Consider the following 1,679-nt stretch of genomic DNA (forward strand, 5'->3'; position numbering starts at 1 on the left):
GGAGTTCGTGCGCGGTAGGCAACGGTGTCAACAAGTCCGAGAACGAGCTTTGCGGATGATCGTCGTGCGAGCTTGCGACCAGTCGTGCGAAGAAGTCGTCGACGATCGAGCGTGCAGCCTCGTCGAGGTCGACGACCTTGCCCAGCGCGACGCAGTGCCGAACGAGGTCGTCGACCAATCGTTCGACGATCGCATCGATCGATGCACTGTCGGGGTGCGGCGGCACGAACTGCGCCTCGCTCACGCATCGACGCACGCGCTCGGTCGCCCACTCTCTGACGCCGTCCTCCGTCGAGCGCACGCAATCGGCCTGAACGCTGTCGTCGTCCAAGAGGGCCGAGCGAATGCACCGCTCGACATCGGCATGCTGCGCCTTGGAAATCAACGTCCACGAGTCATGGAGCTTCGGAATGGCGCCGCACTCGTTCACCTTCGCGACGATCGACCGAACAAAGTCGACGTACACCGCGCCCGAGAGCGGGACGCCGTGTGCGCTGAACGGCTTGGCGTTGTTGCACAGGTACGTGCGAAGCAGCCCGAGCGCTCGGTCGAATGCCTTGGCTGTCTTTGTCGATGCCGACGTCTGTGTCGATCCGAGATGCGGTCGTGGGAGCGTGAGGAGCGTGCGTGTGCCGAAGACGGTGCATATTGCCTCGCGCGTCGCGCACTTCGACTTGGACGTCGTCGACACGTCGAGTGCGTTGTCCAAGTACTCCTGCGTCGTGATGTGACGACCGGAGGCGTCGACGAGGTCGAGCGCGAAGTCGCGAAGGACCCAGCACAGGGCGTGCTCGTGCCTCGAGCCTGCAACTGCGTCTGCGACGCTGGTCATCAGGCTGAGAGTCTGAATCGCAGCCTCGTCGAGGTGCGAGTTCGAGTTGTACAGCAGGACGGAAGACATGAGGACGGCAAGTGCGAAGATGCACACGTCGTGCTCGCACTCGGCGTCGATCGCGTCGATGCCCTCGGTGTCCATGAGCAAGACGTGCGTCTCTTCATCGTCGCCACCCCTGCTGGCTCGTTCGATATCGTCGGCAGGCTTTGGTGGTACATCGGCCTTCGTTCCGACGCTCCTCTCCCTAACGCTCGCTTCGCGACGAAGGAACGCCCTGCACAGCCATATGCCGCGAGTGCATGGCTGCACACTGTCTCCCACTCCGAATGCATTCGAACCGCTCAGCTTATTGAGGAGGAACGACTTGCCCGTCCTGAACTTGCCTGCACACGCGACGACTGCGATTGGTGCGGGCACTTGTGCGAGCCACTCAGCCGTCGACTCATCGACCACATACGCTCCATCACAAAAACGAACGAACGGAGCGACGAGCGACATGTCTCTGACGCACTCACTTGTGGTCGTGTGTGCATCGACGCCTCGATTCTGATCTGTTGATTCACGAGTGTGTCGGTTGATGCATGCGAAGTTGGTGAGTCAGGCAATCAGTCAGTCACCAAAGTGGAGGGAGGCTTGACACATCATTCGTACGAAAGTGAGTGAGTGAGTGCGGTCGTCTCCCCCTCCCATTGTTTTCTTTATCTTTTTTTTTGAAGGTGGGGGAGGGGGGGATCTATTACTCCCTATGAGTAAAATCCTGCAATCCACCAAGCAAAGCGTCGCTCTTTGTACTTTTATCGCTCGAGATCGGGTTGGTGTCGTACTTGCGTAACAGGTTTTTGAA

1 protein-coding gene and 1 pseudogene are annotated in these 1,679 nt (G+C 59.5%); both read right to left on the reverse strand.

Annotation, left to right across the window (positions count from 1 at the left end; translation table 11 throughout):
* On the reverse strand, nucleotides 1–976 hold a 976-nt coding region (locus tag EB084_24865), incomplete at its 3' end, for a hypothetical protein (GenBank protein ID NDD31497.1).
* 135 nt (nucleotides 977–1,111) lie between these two features.
* Nucleotides 1,112–1,333, reverse strand: a pseudogene (locus tag EB084_24870) (hypothetical protein).
* Nucleotides 1,334–1,679: the final 346 nt, after the last annotated feature.

The sequence above is a fragment of the Pseudomonadota bacterium genome (assembly GCA_010028905.1).
Classification (GTDB): domain Bacteria; phylum Vulcanimicrobiota; class Xenobia; order RGZZ01; family RGZZ01; genus RGZZ01.